The organism is Christiangramia sp. 3-2217-3z (assembly GCF_051195275.1).
GTDB classification, from domain to species: Bacteria; Bacteroidota; Bacteroidia; order Flavobacteriales; family Flavobacteriaceae; genus Christiangramia; species Christiangramia marina.
This window is the reverse complement of the sequence record NZ_JBNJLI010000003.1, coordinates 383,329-402,993: the sequence shown is the minus strand read 5'-3', so window position 1 is coordinate 402,993 and position 19,665 is coordinate 383,329. Positions and strand designations below refer to the sequence as shown.

16 protein-coding genes are annotated in these 19,665 nt (G+C 38.9%); 8 read left to right on the top strand and 8 right to left on the bottom strand.

Features of this window, described 5'->3' with window-relative positions; all coding sequences use genetic code 11:
- Positions 1-120 precede the first annotated feature (120 nt).
- From ACSHZO_RS07735 to murQ, 3 genes are read right to left on the bottom strand one after another with little or no spacing between them, the layout of a single operon-like run.
- Positions 121-1,326, bottom strand: coding sequence for an NlpC/P60 family protein (locus ACSHZO_RS07735; RefSeq protein WP_298246917.1), 1,206 nt, complete (start codon positions 1,324-1,326; stop codon positions 121-123).
- A 2-nt stretch (positions 1,327-1,328) separates the two neighbouring features.
- Positions 1,329-2,936, bottom strand: coding sequence for a glycoside hydrolase family 10 protein (locus ACSHZO_RS07730; RefSeq protein WP_298246916.1), 1,608 nt, complete (start codon positions 2,934-2,936; stop codon positions 1,329-1,331).
- Positions 2,936-3,757, bottom strand: a complete 822-nt coding sequence (murQ, locus tag ACSHZO_RS07725; protein ID WP_298246915.1) for an N-acetylmuramic acid 6-phosphate etherase — start codon at positions 3,755-3,757, stop codon at positions 2,936-2,938. Before murQ ends, ACSHZO_RS07730 begins: the two co-directional genes overlap by 1 nt.
- Before the next feature lie 197 nt (positions 3,758-3,954).
- On the opposite strand from murQ, the gene lepA reads away from it, so the two are divergent.
- On the top strand, positions 3,955-5,751 hold the full coding sequence (lepA, locus tag ACSHZO_RS07720) for a translation elongation factor 4 (protein WP_298246914.1): 1,797 nt from the start codon (positions 3,955-3,957) through the stop codon (positions 5,749-5,751).
- A gap of 257 nt (positions 5,752-6,008) precedes the next feature.
- Entirely contained in the window at positions 6,009-6,767 is a 759-nt protein-coding gene (locus ACSHZO_RS07715; RefSeq protein WP_298246913.1) for a YebC/PmpR family DNA-binding transcriptional regulator, read from the top strand.
- On the opposite strand, the gene ACSHZO_RS07710 is transcribed toward ACSHZO_RS07715, so the two are convergent.
- Entirely contained in the window at positions 6,768-8,639 is a 1,872-nt protein-coding gene (locus ACSHZO_RS07710) for a cation:proton antiporter (protein WP_295179514.1), read from the bottom strand.
- Positions 8,640-8,806: 167 nt separating this feature from the next.
- Between ACSHZO_RS07710 and ACSHZO_RS07705 the strand changes: the two genes are divergently transcribed.
- From ACSHZO_RS07705 to ACSHZO_RS07685, 5 genes are all read left to right on the top strand, one after another.
- Positions 8,807-9,670: an MBL fold metallo-hydrolase gene (locus ACSHZO_RS07705; protein WP_295179516.1), complete on the top strand. Its 864-nt coding sequence runs from the start codon at positions 8,807-8,809 to the stop codon at positions 9,668-9,670.
- Between the two features lie 7 nt (positions 9,671-9,677).
- Complete coding sequence (locus ACSHZO_RS07700; protein ID WP_298246912.1) at positions 9,678-11,363, top strand: S8 family peptidase; 1,686 nt, start codon at positions 9,678-9,680, stop codon at positions 11,361-11,363.
- Position 11,364: 1 nt separating this feature from the next.
- Entirely contained in the window at positions 11,365-13,260 is a 1,896-nt protein-coding gene (locus ACSHZO_RS07695; RefSeq protein WP_298246911.1) for a M1 family metallopeptidase, read from the top strand.
- 77 nt (positions 13,261-13,337) lie between these two features.
- Positions 13,338-13,727 carry a ribonuclease P protein component gene (gene rnpA / locus ACSHZO_RS07690; RefSeq protein ID WP_295179522.1) on the top strand — a complete coding sequence of 130 codons (390 nt, stop codon included), beginning with the start codon at positions 13,338-13,340 and terminating at the stop codon, positions 13,725-13,727.
- Positions 13,711-15,339 (top strand): S41 family peptidase, encoded by a 1,629-nt coding sequence (locus ACSHZO_RS07685; RefSeq protein ID WP_298246910.1) that lies wholly within the window; start codon positions 13,711-13,713, stop codon positions 15,337-15,339. The genes rnpA and ACSHZO_RS07685 overlap by 17 nt, the downstream gene beginning before the upstream one ends.
- Positions 15,340-15,341: 2 nt before the next feature.
- On the opposite strand, the gene ACSHZO_RS07680 is transcribed toward ACSHZO_RS07685, so the two are convergent.
- The 4 genes from ACSHZO_RS07680 to ACSHZO_RS07665 form a co-directional block, all read right to left on the bottom strand.
- Entirely contained in the window at positions 15,342-15,782 is a 441-nt protein-coding gene (locus ACSHZO_RS07680) for a GNAT family N-acetyltransferase (RefSeq protein WP_295179541.1), read from the bottom strand.
- Between the two features lie 8 nt (positions 15,783-15,790).
- Entirely contained in the window at positions 15,791-16,225 is a 435-nt protein-coding gene (gene rpiB, locus ACSHZO_RS07675) for a ribose 5-phosphate isomerase B (RefSeq protein ID WP_298246909.1), read from the bottom strand.
- Positions 16,226-16,739: 514 nt separating this feature from the next.
- Positions 16,740-16,982 (bottom strand): DUF2007 domain-containing protein, encoded by a 243-nt coding sequence (locus ACSHZO_RS07670; protein ID WP_298246908.1) that lies wholly within the window; start codon positions 16,980-16,982, stop codon positions 16,740-16,742.
- Between the two features lie 29 nt (positions 16,983-17,011).
- Positions 17,012-17,185 (bottom strand): hypothetical protein, encoded by a 174-nt coding sequence (locus ACSHZO_RS07665; protein ID WP_298246907.1) that lies wholly within the window; start codon positions 17,183-17,185, stop codon positions 17,012-17,014.
- 218 nt (positions 17,186-17,403) lie between these two features.
- Here ACSHZO_RS07665 and rnr point away from each other — a divergent pair, with 218 nt between their 5' ends.
- Complete coding sequence (gene rnr / locus ACSHZO_RS07660) at positions 17,404-19,602, top strand: ribonuclease R (protein ID WP_298246906.1); 2,199 nt, start codon at positions 17,404-17,406, stop codon at positions 19,600-19,602.
- Positions 19,603-19,665: the final 63 nt, after the last annotated feature.

Below are 19,665 nucleotides of genomic sequence, written 5' to 3'. Positions count from 1 at the left end.
ATATAGCTTTAATGAGTTTCTAACCAAGAAAAAGCTTTTATATAGACCTCAAGCTAAATTAATTAGCAATTGTTCAACAAATCAGCCTAAATACTTCATAAAGTACTGTTTCGCCTAAAATTACTTTGCGTTACCGTTATAAAAATCCTGGTTTTTTAAGTATTTGAGTCCACTGGATTGTTGATCAAGATATCTCTTAGTTCTCAGATATCGGCTTTTGTTGAATTCATCAAAGTTTTCAGCTTTATCATCTACACTGCTAATATGAACATCTCCTGAGGAATGAATAAATTCGTTATTACCTATCCACATTCCTACGTGTACAACTTTTTCCGAAGTAGAATCTGTTGCCGGTCTCCCAAAGAACATTAGATCCCCTACTTCCAGTTTACTGAAATCTGATTGTTCATCTACCAGCGTTCCTTCCTTAACCTGTTGAGAAGCATCCCTGGGAATAACCATGCCATTCATAAAATAGATCGTTTTGGTAAATCCGCTGCAATCCACTCCTTTCGCCGAGGTGCCTCCCCATAAATAAGGTAATCCCATCAGTTTTTCTGAAACCCTCGTTAGACTTTCGCCATCAGGTTCCAAATTCTGTAACCATTCCACGTAGTTCTTCGCATCGTTTTTAGAAACATAGGCTTCGCGAACATCGGGATATCTTACTTTAAAAAAATCTCCTGAATCTTCCAGCAATTCCAGGACTGCACCGGTTACCAGATCTGTAACGGGATTAGAATCAAGATCAGGCTTAGCATAGGAACTCCCATAAGCTTTGGTGATAATGATCTTTTCTGAAGTTTTCCAGTTATTAAAATCACTTTCGTTCATGGTCGTAATTCCTCCGTGGTCGACCCACGAAAGATAATCGTCTGGAGTTTGAATATAATACCATTCATCGGTTCGTTTCCAGATCTTTACAGGAGTTCCGAGGGTGGCCTGAGTCACCAGTTCAGAAGAATGCTTGCTATCTCCTCTTAAATTAGCTACCGAAACGTCGATGATCCCGTAAAGCTTTTCTCCCAATGCTTCGGAAGGTAAAACCTGAATACTGTCTTTATAATTAACCCCTGCCGAATCAAGATCTGATAAAAGTCTATTTTTAGCTTCTTCTGAATTGGTTTCACCTTTGAGAATGATTCCGTTCTTATCTTCTTCCGCAGAAATATCAAAAAGTGCCACCCGTTTGTCTGGAGCAAATTCAGTTCTGGTTTGTTCTACGATTTCTTCGACCTGACTATTTTTAGCCGATTCTTTTTTGGATTCTCCACAGGAAAGGAAGAAAATTGCTGCTAGAAAATATATTGTAGATCTGGTTTTCATAATTAAGATTTTATACGATCAAGGATTTGAAGATCATATTGCTGGAAGCTACTTTGAGCTCCGGTGCGATCTACCGCAGTAATCCCTATTTTAATCAGTTTATTGTTGTCTTTATTCTGAATTGGGAGCGAATGCAAATCCTGCTCCTTATTCAAAATTTTGTAGTTCCAGCCACTATTTTCGTACTGGTAATATACCACCCACCTGAAGTGCTCCTCTAAACTGGAATTCTTTATAGTATATTCTGAAGCTGTTTTAGCCAGCTCAATGCTTGGAATTTTAGGACTTTCAGAAGATAACCATGGACTCGCTGGCACCAAAGCATTTTGTTGATAAGGTCCGTTTTTTAAAGAATTTCTTAATTTCTCACTTTTCATCAACGGTCCAATGTTCCAGTGAACCACACCCGGGCTATCCGGAAGAATTCCACGAGAGATCATGATCTGTGAGGCAATTTCACCTGGTTTTTCTTCATCTAGGGCAAGATTAATTCCCGGCCACAAATGTCTTCCCACTACATTTTCAGATTCCCACCAACCCAGTAAAACTGGAAAGCTCTGCCCTACTTTTGCCGTGGGCCAGTAGAGTTGCGGAGTGAAATAATCGATCCAGCCCTTATTCAGCCATAATTTAGCATCTGCATATAATTCTTCATACTGGTCCATTCCTTTGATACTTGCAGGAAAACCAGGTCTCCAGATCCCAAACGGACTAATCCCGAATTTTACGAAAGACTTTTCAGCTTTAATTTCACCGGCAATTCTTTCAATAAAATCATTAACGCTTTTACGCCTCCAATCGGCTTTGGAAAGTTCACCTCCACTATTTAGATATTTTTGGAAACTTGCATCATCGGGGAATCCGTTTTTTCCGTTATAGGAAGCATAGGGATAGAAATAATCATCAAAATGAACGGCATCGATATCATAGCGTTCCACAATGTCCATTACTACTGCTGCTGAATGTTCCTGCACCTTTTCACTTCCTGGATCCATCCACCACATCCCGTTCTTCAGTTCCATTACGAGTTCAGGATGGGTCTTAACAATAGATTTTTCACCAATCTCTTTTCCGGTGGTATGATGCGCGCGATAAGGATTGAGCCAGACATGAAGCTCCAGACCTCTTAAATGAGCCTGTTCTATCCAGAAATCGAGCGGATCGTAATAGGGTTCTGGTGCCTTGCCACTTTTGCCGGTAAGAAAATAGGACCATGGCTCCAGTTCGCTTTGATATAGTGCATCAGCCTGGGGCCGAACCTGTAAAATGACCGCATTGAAATTATTCTCTTCAAGAAAATCAAGCATTTCCAGGGCTTCCTTTTTCTGTACTTCAGTAGATAATCCTGCTTTACTCGGCCAGTTGATATTTGCAACCGTTGCGATCCAGGCTGCTCTAAATTCGGCTATATTAAGAGGCGGCTCAATAAACGTATTTTCAGTAATTTCTTCTGAAACCTCAGGACTTTCCATCTCCTTCTGAACCAGCGTGTCTGTTGTCTCAGATCGCTCTTCAGCTACAGCAACATTTTTGGTGGATTTACAGGAATAGGCGAAAAACGCCAGAAGAATCAGCGATAAGGATTTATAAAATTTTAAAGATCTGATCATTAATTGTGCTGTTGAAAATTAGCGATCGCCAGTCTTACGCTGCCATGCTCTAATAATAATGCTTTTGCCTGCTCCTCGTCTATATGTAATTCATCCATGATCATCTGGGTGCCACGTCCCACCAGCTTTTTGTTGGATAACTGCATATCTACCATTTTATTTCCTTTGATCTTTCCTAACCTGATCATAGTAGTAGTTGTAATCATGTTCAACACCATTTTCTGCGCTGTTCCTGCTTTCATCCTGGTACTTCCCGTAACAAATTCTGGCCCGGTAATCACTTCTAATGGAAATTCTGAAGCATTTGCCAACGGACTTCCAGAGCTACAGGTAACACAACCCGTAATTATATTATTCTCTTTGGCTTTTTCAATTCCGCCTATGACATAAGGGGTAGTTCCCGAAGCAGCGATGCCTACCAGGACATCCTTTGAAGAAATCTCATATTGCTGAAGATCTTTCCATGCCTCCTCCCTATCATCTTCTGCATTTTCAACAGCATTCCTCAAAGCAATGTCGCCACCGGCAATGAGACCAATTACAATTCCAGGCTCAACCCCAAATGTTGGCGGACATTCTGAAGCATCCAGAACTCCAAGCCGGCCACTCGTACCAGCTCCAATATAAAAAAGCCTTCCTCCTGCTCCTATTTTTTCCACGATCCTGTCTACCAGAACTTCAATTGCCGGAATTGCTTTCTGCACACTTTCAGCCACCATTTGATCTTCCTTGTTGATATTCTTCAGAAGTTCTACAGTATTCATCTTTTCAAGATGATCATAATTTGATGTCTTTTCAGTATCGGGTTTCAGGAAATCCATAGTCAGTTTTTTGATGCAATGCCTTTGTGGTATAGACTTCAGCAAAGAAATTTACAAGCTCTAAAATAGCATTATCGAAAGCTTTCACACAGCGAAACAAACATAAACTTGAAATTTTATATAAGACTATTAATTCAATTATATTTGTAGTCTTAAAATTACCTGAATTTTTAGGCCTAAGGATACAAATACTGGAGATGAAGAACATTCGAAATTTTTGCATAATCGCGCATATCGATCACGGGAAAAGTACACTGGCAGATCGCCTGCTGGATTTTACCGGGACTGTAACCGAGCGTGAAAAACAGGAACAACTGCTGGACAGTATGGACCTGGAACGGGAACGCGGAATCACTATTAAGTCTCATGCGATACAAATGGATTATGTTCATGAAGGTGAAGAATACACGCTAAACCTTATCGACACTCCGGGACACGTGGATTTTTCTTATGAAGTATCCCGTTCTATTGCTGCTTGTGAAGGTGCTTTACTGGTAGTAGATGCAGCTCAAAGTATTCAGGCTCAGACTATTTCGAATCTTTATCTTGCTCTTGAGAACGATCTTGAGATCATTCCGGTACTAAATAAAGTGGATCTCCCTAGTGCAAATCCTGAGGTGGTGACAGATGATATTGTGGATCTTTTAGGCTGTGATGCTTCAGATGTTATCCCGGCAAGTGCAAAGACAGGTATTGGAATCAATGAGATTCTTGATGCTATTATTTCCAGAATTCCTGCTCCAACAGGAAAAGTTGATGCTCCACTTCGAGCATTGATCTTTGACTCTGTTTACAACCCTTTTCGAGGTGTTGAAACTTATTTTAGAGTTATTAATGGATCTATTAAAAAAGGTGAAAAGATCAAGTTTGTTGCAACCAATAAAACATATGATGCCGATGAAGTGGGAACACTTCGTTTAAAACAATTCCCGCGAAAAGAGATCAAAACCGGTGATGTTGGTTACCTCATCACGGGTATTAAAGATGCTCGCGAGGTGAAAGTTGGTGATACTATTACCAGCGCCGTAAATCCAACTACGGAAGCTGTCGCAGGTTTTGAGGATGTAAAACCAATGGTTTTCGCCGGAATTTATCCTGTAGATACTGAAGATTACGAAGAACTAAGAGCTTCTATGGAGAAATTACAATTGAACGATGCTTCGCTGGTTTTTACTCCTGAAAGTTCTGCAGCTTTAGGTTTTGGTTTCCGTTGTGGATTCCTTGGAATGTTACACCTGGAAATTATTCAGGAAAGACTGGAACGTGAATTCGATATGACCGTGATCACAACGGTTCCTAACGTTTCTTACCAGGCTTACACCAATAAAAATCCAGATGAGGCTTTACTGGTAAATAACCCGTCTGACCTTCCTGAACCTTCTACATTGAACAGGGTTGAAGAACCATTTATCAAGGCTACGATCATTACAAAGTCAGATTATGTTGGGAATGTAATGTCTCTATGTATTGAAAAGCGTGGAGAAATTACCAACCAGACCTATCTTACTACAGAAAGGGTTGAGCTGACTTTCGACATGCCTTTGGCAGAGATCGTTTTCGACTTCTATGACAGGTTGAAAACTGTATCTAGAGGTTATGCTTCTTTCGATTATTCTCCAATTGGAATGCGCCAGTCTAAACTTGTAAAAGTAGACGTACTTCTGAATGCGAATACGGTAGATGCACTTTCTGCTCTATTACACGTGGATAACGCGTATGATATTGGAAAGAAAATGTGCGAGAAACTGAAGGAATTGATCCCGAGACAACAGTTCGACATTCCAATCCAGGCGGCAATTGGTGCGAAGATCATTGCCCGTGAAACGGTAAAAGCTTTACGTAAGGATGTTACCGCGAAATGTTATGGTGGTGATATTTCCCGTAAACGTAAACTTCTTGAAAAGCAGAAAAAAGGTAAAAAGAGAATGAGACAGGTTGGAAACGTTGAAATTCCTCAGGAAGCATTTATGGCGGTTCTTAAACTGAACGATTAGTCATAACTTTTATATTGTTATCATCCGGGCGTTCCGCCTTCCTAAGGCGGCGGGCTATTCGTTTTAGTTTTTGGTCGCTAAGGCTTCCAAAAAGCTGTCACTGCTATCCCTAACGCAAAAATTAAACAGACCTCACAGGTTTCAAAACTTGTGAGGTCTTCTTCTTTTATTCATTCTGCTCCATTTTTTTAATTTTGTGATAAGGGATTTTTCGATAGAAAATCTATCGACTACAAACCAAAAACTACAGACTACAAATGGCTGGACATAGCAAATGGGCAAATATCAAGCATCGTAAAGGAGCTCAGGACAAGAAAAGAGCGAAGCAATTCACCAGGGCAATCAAAGAGATCACAGTTGCCGTAAAAGAAGGCGGAGGACCAGATCCTGAAGCTAATCCCGCCTTGCGTAATGCCATCCAGAATGCCAAGGGCGTCAATATGCCCAAGGATACCATAGAACGTGCGATCAAGAAAGCTAGTGGCGCAGATGCCGATCATTATGAAGTGGTCACTTTTGAAGGCTATGGACCAAATGGAATTGCCATTTTTGTGGAAGCTACAACAGATAATACCAATAGAACTGTAGCTTCAGTTCGTTCCATCTTCAGTAAAAATGGCGGAAGTCTAGGCACCAATGGTTCTCTGGAGTTTCTTTTTGATAAAAAAGGAGTTTTTGTATTAGAAAATAAAAATATCGAAATAGAACTTGAAGAACTGGAACTGGAGCTTATTGAAGGTGGTGCATCAAGTTTTGATAAGGAAGACGATTATCTAACAGTTTATACAGATTTCAATGATTTTGGAATGATGTCTTCAAAACTTGAAGAACTTAAAATAGAACCTAAAAATTCTGAAGTACAGCGTATACCTTTAAATACTACTGAATTGCCAGTGGAAGATGCTACCAAAATCCTGAACCTCATCGAAAAATTTGAAGATGACGATGACGTTCAGAACGTATTTCATACACTGGAAGTGACCGATGAACTAATTGAAAAATTAGAGGAGGAGTAATTAATTTTCCTCCTGGATATTCCTTTCAATGTTCTCTTTTTCTTCGCTGTCTCCTGTTTCCAGTTCCTTTCCAAGATAAACCATCATAAAACCTTCCTCAATTTCTACTTCCAGGCTGTTAGAAGGAATAATACTAAGTTCTCCTTCCTCATCTTTTACAAATAGTGGAATGATATCAGAATCGGTTTTACTTATCTCTATAAGCCCTTCATAGTGCTCCTTGGAATTCAGTTCAATTTCATGAATTGAAGGATACTTTCTGGCAAGATTTGTTAGCTTAATATAATCATCGGTTTGCGAGAACAGTCCTTCTTTAGGATTGTTTTCAGGATCATACATTTCATCTGAAGAAACTACTCTAAAAGACCCATTTTCTCCAAAATGCTTTCTGAACTTTTCAATGGCATTCAGGTTTACTTCCGTATTTCCAGTCATGGCCATCAAGTAACCGATATCACTTAATTCAATATTATTGATAAGATCATCTGAATAAACATTTTCCTGGATCGCATCCAATCCAAGTTCCTGTGCTTTTTTAATATTTGTGCCATTACTATCAACCAAGACTACATGTCTGTTGTTCTTCTTCAGATAACTACCAATCAATCTTGAAATAGTAGATGCTCCAATGATTAAGATTCCCTGAGAATTCTTCAGAAAAACTCCCACCAATTGAGCAAATAATCGGGCTGTGGTCGCATTCAGAAGAACTGTTCCCAGTACGATCATAAACACAAGCGGAGTGATATATTCTGCTCCAGGAACGCCTTGATTAGAAAGTTCAATTCCGAAGAGAGAAGCGATACCTGCGGCTACGATACCACGTGGTCCAACCCAGCTTATAAATAGTTTTTCGTTGAATTTAAGTGAAGAGCCTATACTGCTCACAAATACGCCCAGAGGTCTAACGATGAGTACCACCGTAGCAAACAGGATCAATGCTTTGATATCATAAACCAGCATCAAATCTTCAACATTGATATTCGCAGCAAGTAGTATGAACAGGATCGAAATAAGCAGTACGCTTAGAGATTCTTTAAAATAAAGTAATTCTTTCAGGTTTGGAAGGTTGATGTTTCCCATCACCATTCCCATTACTACCACGGCTAACAGTCCGCTTTCATGTGCGAAAAGATCTGCCAGTACAAAAACTCCCAGCACGGTTGCTAGCGTTAGAACATTCAGTAAATAATGAGGGATCACATTCTTTTTGATGGCAAAAGCCAGAGCGTGAGCAAAGGTGAATCCAAAGGTAAATCCAAACAGGACGATCTTTCCAAATTCTATCAATGCTGTTTCTGTGAATTCTGTTCCGGTACCAGCGCTAATAAACTCAAACATTAATACCGCTACAAGTGCACCAATAGGATCGATTAGAATTCCTTCCCATTTCAGAATAGTTGAGATATCAGACTTTAAGGGAATATTCCGAAGAATAGGGGTAATAACGGTAGGACCGGTTACAATGATAAGCGCCGCAAATAAGAAAGAGATCTGCCAGCTAAGGTCAAATATCAGGTATGCTGCCACACCGGCTCCAAAGAAAGTAACGATCACGGCTATGGTTATCAACTTGATGATCACCGGGCCAACATTAAGAATTTCGCCCTTCCGCAGTGTTAATCCACCTTCGAAAAGAATGATCCCGATCGCCAGGGAAACGAAATAGAAAAGGCTTTCACCAGGAAATAGTCCGGACTCACCATTCCAGATTGGTTCAATAATTTTGGAACCATCTTCAGTAAAAAAAGTAGAAATTGGTCCTACAGCAAGACCTACAAGTATTAATGGCAAAATAGCAGGGATCTTAAACCGCCATGCTGCCCACTGTGCCAATATCCCAAGGATCACTATTCCTGCCAATTCAACCATAGATTCTGTATTTGCTTAAGATTGCTAAAAATATTAAAAATGTTTTACTATCAAAGCTTATTATTAAAAGCCTAACATTATTACGAGGCTGTTAAATCATTTAGAAAATAATTCGAATTAGCTATGAGATTTTCTATTTTGCGGAGAAATCTTCAAATTTATTCTGAATGACCCTTTATCCTATACAAGCCGGAAATTTTAAATTAGATGGTGGAGCTATGTTTGGAGTGGTCCCGAAAAGTCTCTGGACCCGTACCAATCCTGCCGACTCGAATAATATGATCGATATTGCTGCCCGATGTTTGCTCATTGAGGATGGTGATAAACTTATTCTAATTGATACCGGAATGGGTGATAAGCAAAGTGAAAAATTCTTTAGCTATTACTACCCTTGGGGTGAGCATACTATAGATAGTTCACTTAAGGAGCATGGTTTTCATCGTGATGATATTACAGATATTTTTATGACTCACCTGCATTTTGACCATTGTGGAGGTTGTATCCAGTGGAATAAAGAACGTACAGGTTATGAACCGGCATTCAATAATGCCAGGTTCTGGAGCAATGAAGATCACTGGGAATGGGCTACGAATCCAAATGCACGCGAAAAAGCTTCATTTCTGAAAGAAAATATTCTTCCAATGGAACAAAGCGGAAAACTTCATTTCGTGGAGCGGGAGGGAAACAGTGAATTTTGCAAAGCAGATCATCTTGGCTTCGAATCGCTTCTGGTAGACGGACATACAGATAAGCAAATGATTCCGCATATTGACTACAAGGGTAAGAAACTGGTTTTTATGGCAGATCTTCTTCCTACCGTGGGACATATTCCCTTGCCTTATGTTATGGGCTTCGATACCAGACCACTATTAACGCTTGCTGAAAAAGAGAAATTTCTGCAAACAGCAGCAAATGAAAATTATTACCTGTTCATGGAGCATGACGCTCATAATGAAATAATAACTCTAAAAAATACCGAAAAGGGAGTAAGACACGATCAGACTTATACCTTCAACGAATTATTCAATTAAAACAACTATGAGAATACCTGTTTATAAGCCGTTCCTGACCATCCTGGCAGCCGGCGCTTTAACTGCATGTAGCAGTACTGCTCCAAGAGTAGTTTCCACACCAGTAAGCAATATTGATTCTATTCCTTTAAAAGTAAAGGACCTTACAGATGCCCAGTTGAAAGACTGGACCAATTCAGATCTTTCCAGGGACACTATTCCGGGAATGAGCGTGGATAGAGCCTATGCTGAAATTATTAAAAACAACAAACCTTCAACGGTTATCGTAGGAGTGGTGGACAGCGGTATAGATATCACACATGAAGATCTGCAAGGGGTGATCTGGACTAATGAGGACGAGATCGCTGGTAATGGAAAAGATGATGATAAGAACGGTTTTATTGATGATGTGCATGGCTGGAACTTTTTAGGGGATGCCGTGGAAGAAAACATGGAGTTTACTCGTATCATCAAGCGTTTAAAACCCAAATATGAAGGGAAATCCCAGAGTAGCATAAGCACTGCAGACAGGGAAGAATACAATATGTACCTGGAAGCTAAAAAAGAATACGATAAGGAATACCAGGAAGCTCAGCAAACTCAGCAGCAGTATACCCAGATCCTACAGCAGGTGAAAAATGCACATGTAGCTATGACTAAAGCCCTGGGAACTGAAGATTATACTAAAAAGCAGGTGTTAGATTTCAAACCTGAAACCCAGGAACTACAACAGGCAAAAATGATCGTTGGGCAAATGCAGAGCAATGTGGACGAGAGTATACCAGAAGTGATCAAGGAGATCAATGAAGGTGTGGAATATTTCGGTGGTCGTCTTGATACTCACTTTAATCTAAACCTGGATGGTAGAGCTATTGTGGGTGACGATCCTTATGATATCACCGATACCAACTATGGAAACAACAAAGTTTCAGGACCAGATCCAAAGAAAGAAGATGCCAAGCATGGAACACACGTTGCCGGGATCATTGCAGCTAACAGAAATAATTCCGTAGGGCTTAAAGGAGTTGCCAGCAATGCTAAGATCATGGCAGTAAGAGCTGTGCCAGATGGTGATGAGTATGATAAAGACATCGCACTGGGAATTCGTTATGCCGTAGATAATGGTGCGAAAGTCATCAATACAAGTTTTGGAAAATACTTTTCTCAAAACCCGGAATGGGTGATCGATGCCATAAAATATGCGGCAGATAAAGATGTTCTTATCGTAAATGCCGCTGGAAATGAAGGAATAGATCTTGACAAAAAAAGGGTTTATCCTAACGACCAGAATCCGCAGGAAACTACAGAGATCAGTGATAATTTTCTAACAGTTGGTGCATTGAATTATGAGTATGGAGCGAATCTTATCGCGACATTTTCTAACTATGGAGCTACTAACGTAGATGTTTTCGCGCCTGGAACCAAGATCTGGTCTACAACACCAAACGATACTTACGAGTATCTTCAGGGAACTTCTATGGCATCACCAGCAGTTGCAGGAATCGCGGCGATCATAAGAGGTTATTACCCAAAATTATCTGCGGGGCAGGTAAAACAAATAATTATGGATAGTGGTATATCTACAAAAGCAACGGTAGTTCTGGGTGGAGATACGAGCAATACCAAGAAGTTCCAGACTATTTCGACTTCAGGAAAAATGGCTAATCTATATAACGCCTTAATTTTAGCAGATCAAATTTCAAAAAATAACTAGAATGAAGAATATTTTTTTCAGCTTAATACTACTTACCGCCGGAGTAATTCAGGCACAGAACAACACTTCCTACTGGCAGCAGCATGTAGATTACAAAATGGATGTGGATGTAAATGTGGAGAATTTCAAATTCACCGGTACTCAGGAATTGACCTATACCAACAATTCCCCAGACACTTTGAACCGAGTTTTTTATCACCTGTACTTTAATGCCTTTCAGCCAGGTTCAGAAATGAATGCCAGACTGGAAAGTATTGCAGATCCAGATGGTAGAATGGTTAGAAATGAAGGTACTGAGGAAGAACCAAAAAGAGTAAGCCGTATTAGTGATCTTTCTGAAGACCAGATTGGTTATTTGAGAGTAAACTCTCTAACTCAGGATGGAACTTCATTAGATTATGAAGAAGTTGGAACTGTTCTGGAAGTAGAACTTGCTGAGCCAATTCTTCCTGGTAAAAAAGTAAAATTCAACATGGAATTTGAAGGTCAGGTTCCGGAACAGATTAGAAGATCTGGTAGAAACAGCTCTGAAGGTGTAGCGCTTTCTATGAGTCAGTGGTATCCTAAACTGGCAGAATATGACTTCCAGGGATGGCATGCAGATCCTTATGTTGCCCGTGAATTTCATGGAGTATGGGGAGATTTTGATGTAAAGATTAGTATCGATAAGGATTATATACTTGGAAGTACAGGATATCTTCAAAATCCTCAGGAAATCGGATACAACTACGAAGAAGAAGGAACTAAGGTAAAGAGAAAAAAAGGGGACAAGCTAACCTGGCATTTCAAAGCACCTAAAGTTCATGATTTTACCTGGGCAGCAGATCCTGAGTATATCCATGACAAGTTGGTTGCTGAAGATGGTACTGTACTGCATTTCCTTTATAAAGACAATGAAAATATCAAAGAGAACTGGAAAAATCTTCAGCCAAAAACAGCAGAATTACTTCTGTATTTTAACGAACATATTGGACCATATCCATGGGATCAATACTCTGTAGTACAGGGTGGAGACGGTGGAATGGAGTATGCGATGCTTACTCTAATCACTGGTCAACGTTCTTTTGGAAGTCTTGTTGGCGTTACTGCTCACGAAATGGCACATGCTTGGTTTCAGCATCTAATGGCTACTAACGAGAGTAAACACGAGTGGATGGATGAAGGTTTTACCTCGTACATTTCTTCGGAAGCTGAAAATGTAATACTTGGAGAAAATAAGGAGAATCCGCACACTGGTTCTTACAGAGGATACCAGTACCTGGCGAATTCAGGAAGAGAGCAACCGCAATCTACGCATGCCGACAGGTATGAACTGAATGCCCTTTATGGAACTTCTGCTTATTCTAAAGGAGCTGTATTTCTTGCACAACTTGGATACATCATAGGTGAAGAGAATCTTTCAAAAACCTTGAACAGATACTATGATGAATGGAAATTCAAACATCCAACGCCTAACGATTTTATAAGAATTGCTGAAAAGGTTTCTGGAGCAGAGCTGGACTGGTATTTAATGGATTGGACACAAACCACCAATACGATCGATTACGCAATAGATGATGTTGAAATGAAGGATGCCAAGGCAACTGTATCTTTGAAAAGAAATGGATTAATGCCAATGCCTATAGATATTGATGTAACCTATGCCGATGGTTCTAAGAAAACCTACTATATCCCACTGGAAATGATGCGTTGGGAGAAAGAAGCACGTGAAGGTGAAGATAGAACTGTAGCTGAAGACTGGGCCTGGGGATTCCCTACCTACGAATTGGAGATCGATGCCGCCAAAGACATTGCTACTATAGAAATTGATAGTTCGAAAATGATGGCAGACGTAAATCCTTCAGATAACGTTTGGAACAAAGACGGAGAGTCTTCCGAAGAAGAAGGAGAAGAATAAACTCTACCAGGAAATATTATAAAACCCTTTCTCTACGGAAGGGTTTTTTTATTTGAAAGTATTGGTACTTTTGAAACATGGATCAGAGCTTCGGAAAGTTGGAAAAATTAAAAAGCAAAAAGCATATAGATCTGCTCTTTGCTGAAGGTAGAAATCTGAAAAGTTATCCGCTGAAACTTATCTATGCCCCGATCCAGACTTCAGATAAACCAGAATTAAAAACAGGAGTTTCGGTACCTAAAAAACTGGTGAAAACAGCAGTAAAACGCAACAGGATCAAACGGTTGATGCGCGAAGCTTTCAGAAAAAATAAGTACCTTGTTACCAGCGATCTTGCAATTTCTCATGCTTTTATGTTCATATATATTTCCAGGGATGAGATCGATCATTCTAAAATGGAAAAGAATATGATCAAATTGCTGAAGAACTTTTCAGAAAAACAGCCGACTCATGAAAAAGAACTTTAAAAACCTTATCTTTTTACCTGTTCTTCTTGCAGGAATTTTCATAGGAACTGTAAGTTTTAAATCAGATTTTTTCGAGATCGCTAAACAGATCGAGATCTTCACGACACTTTTCAAGGAGATCAACATGAATTATGTTGATGAAACAAATCCTGCACAATTAATGGATTCTGCGATAAAATCAATGCTTACAGATCTTGATCCTTATACCAACTACTGGAATGAGCAGGATGTGGAAGCAGCGAGGATCAATAATTCTGGTGAATATACCGGGATTGGCGCGGCTGTTAAAAATGGAGCTACTGGAATCACCATTGTGGAAGCTTATAAAGATTATCCTGCAGATAAAGCCGGTTTAAAAGCCGGAGATCTTATAACTAAGATTGGGGATATACGAGTTGCAGATTTTAAAGATGATGCGGGAGAACTGCTTAATGGTGCTTCTGAAACTGCCGTGGAAATCACCTTTGTAAGACAGGGAAAGGAACAGAAAACTTCGCTAAAACGGGAATCTGTAGATCTAAATGCAGTGCCATTCTACAAATTACTCGAAGATAATTCAGGTTATATCGTTCTATCCAGGTTTAATGCCAAAGCTTCAACCGAAGTTTCCAGAGCATTGAAAGAACTAAAAAATCAGGGCGCTAACAAGATCATTCTTGATCTAAGAGGGAACCCGGGAGGATTACTGAGTGAAGCAATTAATGTGAGTAATATTTTTGTTCCAGCAAATGAATTGATCGTCACCACGCGATCTGCCATAGAAAAGTATAACAAGGATTATTATACACAGAGAGAACCTATAGATACTAAGATTCCTTTGGTCGTCCTGGTAAACGGGCGTAGCGCTTCTGCCAGTGAGATCGTGGCCGGAGCAATACAGGATCTGGATAGAGGAGTAATTGTTGGGGCAAGATCCTTTGGAAAAGGGTTGGTACAAAGACCACGGGAATTAGCCTATGGAACTCAGCTTAAAATTACCATTTCCAGGTATTACACTCCGAGTGGAAGATGTATACAGGCGCTGGACTATCGTCGCCGGGATGAAAATGGCAAAGCAGTTAGAACTAAAGTTGAAGACTATAATGAATTTAATACCCGTAATGGGCGTAAGGTGTATGATGGTGGAGGAATTTTACCAGATGTAAAATTAGAAACTTCCGAATTTAGTGAGATCACGCAGGCATTATTACTGCAGGATGCGATCTTTAATTATGCTACGGAATATTATTACTCACACAAGATAGAAGATCTGAATGATTTTGATTTCAACGATGCAGATTTCCAGGAATTCAAAGTATACCTGAGAGGATCTGATTTTGATTATGTAACTGCTACGGAAAAGGAACTGGATGAATTAATTGCTACCTCTGAAGAGGAAAATCTGGAATTGAAATTTGAAGCTTCAGGAATAAGATCCCAACTGGAGCAACATGAAAAACAGCAGCTGGAACTCAGAAAACCTGAAATTATAAGCCTTCTTAAAGATGAGATCATAAAGAGATATTTCTATAAAGAAGGCCTGTATGAATATTATACGGTGAACAATCCAGAGATTGCCAAAGCCAGGGAGATCCTGAACAGCGAAAACAAATACGCTGAGATTCTGAAGTAATACTAGTCTTTGATCATTGCTATATGTGGAATACCATCTTCAAGATAGCCTTCGCCTATACATTGGTAACCGTGAGATTCGTAAAATTTAATCAAATACTGTTGTGCAGAAAGTTTAATATTTGAAGTATTATAATTTTTAAAAATAGCAGTGGCAGAAGCTTTCATGATCTCGTGTCCATATCCAAATTTTCTTTCAGATTCTTTTACGATCACACGACCAATAGCTGCTTCAGGAAAGTAATATCCGGGAGCAAAACACCGAGTATACGCTACGATCTTCCCGTTTTTGGTTCCCAGAACATGTAAAGCTTCAGCATCCTTACCATCAATATCCTGATATACACAATCCTGTTCCACGACAAAAACTTCAGAACGTAATTGTAAAATTGCATAAAGTTCAGCGAGACTCAGTTCGCTGAACTTTTTAATTTCAATATTCAATTCCATACTTATTTAGTTGCCGGAATCTTGTCTATTCTTCTTTGATGACGGCCGCCTTCGAATTTCGTATCAAGGAATGCTTCTACCATCTCTTTTGCAAGCTGTTCAGAAACAAAACGCGAAGGAATACTAAGAATATTAGCGTTATTATGTTCCCGGGCTAGCTTAGCGATCTCAACGGTCCAGCATAATGCAGAGCGCACGCCCTGATGCTTGTTAGCGGTCATATTAGCACCATTTCCACTACCACATATAATGATACCAAGATCTGCATTTCCATTTTCCACATCGTTTGCAACTGGATGAACAAAATCTGGGTAATCTACACTATCCTCTTCATTTGTTCCATAATTGGTAAGCTTGTGACCTTCTTTTTCCAGGGCAGATTGGATCATTTGTTTATAACCAGTACCTGCATGGTCGTTTCCTATAGATATTTTCATAGTTGTGTTGTTTGATACAAAGTTAAAAAAACAAGCAGTTAAGAAGCTTAAAACCCGTTGTTAATTACTTTCAGGTTTTGACTCATTTTCAAGGCTTTAAAATCCACATACAATTGTGTAAAACATCTGATGATTTAATGATAAAGAAATTTGCTTTTTAAGATTTTAATAACAATACTCGAACTACTATCAATAAAGCAAATTATAACTAGGTTATTTCTTATCAATTTATGAGCACTTAAAATTCGGTTGTTGACAATTGTTGATAGTAAACTTTTCAATAAACAGGCATTAATAAAATTTAAGAACTTCTGTTAAGTAAATCTTAAAAACCCAAGTATATCAATTAGTTAGCTATTCACAGCCTTGTTGATAAACTGTTATCAAATAATTACAACTGAAATAACAAGGAAGTAGGAGTAAAATTATTGTACAAATGAACACGCCATCATATACCATCATTTAATTTTTTTAAAAAAGAAGAAAAGATAATAATAGTATATACTGTTCATAACTATACGATGCGTAGAGAAGAAGATTTGTCGTTGAAAGAGTCAAGGATCTCTTTTGCTTTTGAGACATCTTGTGGATGAACCATTAGTTTTATTCCGCCAAAAGCAGAAGAACTGAATGGAATTAGACCAACTAAAGTTTCGTTTTGAAAATAATGCATTACATTTTCATCAGTGAATCTGGATCTTAGAATTAATGTCTCGTGCGGATATGTAAAAGTTGCCAGGCAAACGTAGTCTTTCATGGGAAAAAATTAGTTCCCTAAGATACGCATTAATCGTTAGAAGCAGATACTAAAGTAGTTACAGGAGTTTCAGTGGAAGTAGTATTCAGAAGATCACTTTTCTCGTTTAGTGATTTGTTAATAATGGTAACAAAAATTATAAGTCCGATCAAAAAGATCAGAAAAAAGACCGCTGTATAAGATGAGGACCTATGTAATTTCATTCTGTTAGCAAATTTAAACGATGAACTGATTGCTAATGTTAAAATAAAATTAAGAAAAAATTAAGATTAAATCTTAATAAAACTAAAATTAATTTAAAATAAAATATTGATGCTTAGTATTTTAGCTATTTAAATACTCTTTGGACTTAACAAAACTTTAATCTCAACAGGATGCAGACTGATTTTTATGGCGTAATTTTATCGCATACTATTTGAGAATGAAGAAACAGAACAAGAATAAGCCCAAAGGACAGGGCAACCTCACCCGAAGCATTATTGATATCCTTAGAAAGAATTCGGGAAAAACATATAACTACAAACAAATTGCTTCTATACTGGGTGTTAATGATGCCAGTAGTAGAAACCAGATCATAAAAAAACTAGCTCAACTCACTGCAAAAAAGGAAATTGAAGAAGTTGAACGTGGGAAATTTAAGATCGAAGGCTCCAAGAACTATCATACCGCGGTACTTGATCTAACCACCAAAGGTTATGGATATGCGATCGTTGATGGATTTGATGAGGATATATTCATCGCGAATAAAGACCTAAAGTCTGCTTTTGATGGTGATACTGTGGAAATCTACATTTACAATCGCCGTCGCAATAAGAAAAGTGAAGGTGAAGTTGTAAATATCACCAAGCGTAAGCGAACAGAGTTTGTTGGAACGCTTCAGAAGAAAAAAGATTTTGGATTTGTGGTAGTGGATGATAAATCCATGTACACAGATTTCTTTGTTTCGGCCAACAAAATGAACGGTGCTGAAGATGGAGACAAAGTAGTAATCCAGTTCGAAGAGTGGCCGGATAAGGCAGATTCGCCTTTTGCTACGATCACCAGGGTACTTGGTACTCCAGGAGAACATAATACAGAAATTCATTCTATTCTTGCCCAACATGGTCTTCCTCATGATTTTCCGGAAGAAGTGGAAGAATACGCTAATAAGATAGATACTTCAATCAACAAAGATGAGATTGTTAAAAGAAGGGATATGCGCGATATCCTGACTTTTACGATAGATCCAAAAGATGCAAAGGATTTTGATGATGCTTTAAGCTTCAGAAAACTTGAAAATGGTAATTACGAGATAGGAATTCATATAGCAGATGTATCGCACTACCTGCAACCTGGAACTATTCTCGACGATGAGGCTTACGAACGTGCAACATCAGTGTATTTGGTGGATCGCGTAGTACCTATGCTTCCTGAAATACTCTCGAACAACGCCTGTTCATTAAGACCGAATGAGGAAAAATTTACTTTTTCTGCAGTTTTTGAAATGAACGATAAGCTTGAGGTAAAAGATCAGTGGTTTGGAAGAACTGTGACTTATTCAGACGAGCGTTTTGCTTATGAAGAAGCTCAACATATTATCGAAACGAATGCTGGGAGTATTCCAAAAGACATTTCAATTCGTGAAGATGCCTATACTGTTAGTGGTGAAATAGTAGATGCTATTTCCACACTGGACAGGCTTGCTAAGAAGATGAGAAGTCGTCGTATGCGAAATGGTGCGATTTCTTTTGACAAGGTAGAAGTGAAGTTCAACCTTAACGAAGAAAATGAACCAGTAGGAGTTTTCTTTAAAACTGCCAAGGATGCGAATAAACTTATCGAGGAATTCATGTTACTCGCCAACCGAAAAGTGGCTGAATTTATTGGTAAACAGAAGCCGAAAAAGACTTTTGTATACAGATGTCATGATGAACCTAATGAAGACAAACTTGCTTCATTACAAAGTATAGTAGGCAGGTTTGGTCATAAACTGAACCTTACAGACCGTAATTCCACGACCAGTTCTTTAAATAAACTTCTGGAAGATGTGCAGGGTAAAAAAGAACAGAACATGGTGGATACTTTAGCTATTCGTACCATGAGCAAGGCCTATTACGGCACTGATAATATCGGACATTATGGTTTAGCTTTTGATCATTATACTCATTTTACTTCTCCAATTAGAAGGTATCCGGATGTCATGGTGCATAGATTGCTTCAACATTACCTGGATGGTCATAAATCTGCCAGTGAAGAAGAGTACGAAGACAAATGTAACCATAGTAGTGATCGCGAGTATCTTGCAACCAGTGCAGAACGAGATTCCATAAAGTTCATGCAGGTTAAATTCATGATGGATCATCAGGATGAAGAATTTCTGGGCGTAATTTCTGGAGTTACAGATTGGGGAATCTTCGTGGAGATCGTTGAAAATAAATGTGAAGGAATGATAAGGTTGCGTGATATGAACGATGATCATTATGAGTATGATGCTGATGAGTTCGCTGTAACAGGCAAACGTACCGGTAAAACTTTCACTTTAGGTGATGAGGTTTACGTCAAAGTTAAAAATGCAGACCTGGTCAAACGTCATTTAGATTTCACTTTATTAGGTAGCAGAGCAGATGTAGAAGCAAATTAGTAGGAAAAAGTATCGCATTCAGGCTTTAACTGCTATATTTACTTTAAAACCACAAAAAGTTTA

Bases quoted from the DNA above. Each gene is read 5' to 3' on its own strand.
- ACSHZO_RS07735 (WP_298246917.1), bottom strand. From the start codon at position 1,326: ATGAAAACCAGATCTACAATATATTTTCTAGCAGCAATTTTCTTCCTT.
- ACSHZO_RS07730 (WP_298246916.1), bottom strand. From the start codon at position 2,936: ATGATCAGATCTTTAAAATTTTATAAATCCTTATCGCTGATTCTTCTG.
- murQ (WP_298246915.1), bottom strand. From the start codon at position 3,757: ATGGATTTCCTGAAACCCGATACTGAAAAGACATCAAATTATGATCAT.
- lepA (WP_298246914.1), top strand. From the start codon at position 3,955: ATGAAGAACATTCGAAATTTTTGCATAATCGCGCATATCGATCACGGG.
- ACSHZO_RS07715 (WP_298246913.1), top strand. From the start codon at position 6,009: ATGGCTGGACATAGCAAATGGGCAAATATCAAGCATCGTAAAGGAGCT.
- ACSHZO_RS07710 (WP_295179514.1), bottom strand. From the start codon at position 8,639: ATGGTTGAATTGGCAGGAATAGTGATCCTTGGGATATTGGCACAGTGG.
- ACSHZO_RS07705 (WP_295179516.1), top strand. From the start codon at position 8,807: ATGACCCTTTATCCTATACAAGCCGGAAATTTTAAATTAGATGGTGGA.
- ACSHZO_RS07700 (WP_298246912.1), top strand. From the start codon at position 9,678: ATGAGAATACCTGTTTATAAGCCGTTCCTGACCATCCTGGCAGCCGGC.
- ACSHZO_RS07695 (WP_298246911.1), top strand. From the start codon at position 11,365: ATGAAGAATATTTTTTTCAGCTTAATACTACTTACCGCCGGAGTAATT.
- rnpA (WP_295179522.1), top strand. From the start codon at position 13,338: ATGGATCAGAGCTTCGGAAAGTTGGAAAAATTAAAAAGCAAAAAGCAT.
- ACSHZO_RS07685 (WP_298246910.1), top strand. From the start codon at position 13,711: ATGAAAAAGAACTTTAAAAACCTTATCTTTTTACCTGTTCTTCTTGCA.
- rpiB (WP_298246909.1), bottom strand. From the start codon at position 16,225: ATGAAAATATCTATAGGAAACGACCATGCAGGTACTGGTTATAAACAA.
- ACSHZO_RS07670 (WP_298246908.1), bottom strand. From the start codon at position 16,982: ATGAAAGACTACGTTTGCCTGGCAACTTTTACATATCCGCACGAGACA.
- ACSHZO_RS07665 (WP_298246907.1), bottom strand. From the start codon at position 17,185: ATGAAATTACATAGGTCCTCATCTTATACAGCGGTCTTTTTTCTGATC.
- rnr (WP_298246906.1), top strand. From the start codon at position 17,404: ATGAAGAAACAGAACAAGAATAAGCCCAAAGGACAGGGCAACCTCACC.